1 protein-coding gene is annotated in these 256 nt (G+C 52.3%); it reads left to right on the forward strand.

Annotated features, from left to right (window positions below):
• Positions 1–256: ATP-binding cassette domain-containing protein (locus IEQ44_RS16175; RefSeq protein WP_193639449.1), on the forward strand; the 256-nt coding region annotated here is incomplete at both ends.

Raw genomic sequence — 256 nt, forward strand, 5'->3', positions numbered from 1 at the left:
GTGATTCTTTCTGGCTATTTTGATTCGATTGGCATTTATCAGGCCGTTTCGGATCGCCAGCAAAAACTGGTGCAGCAGTGGCTGGATATTCTCGGCATTGATAAACGCACGGCTGACGCTCCGTTCCATAGTCTTTCCTGGGGACAGCAGCGTCTGGCGCTGATTGTCCGCGCACTGGTGAAACATCCGACGTTGCTTATTCTCGATGAACCACTACAGGGGCTTGATCCGCTGAATCGCCAGCTTATCCGCCGTT

Source organism: Nocardioides malaquae (assembly GCF_015070385.1).
In the GTDB taxonomy this organism is placed as follows: Bacteria; Actinomycetota; Actinomycetes; order Propionibacteriales; family Nocardioidaceae; genus Nocardioides; species Nocardioides malaquae.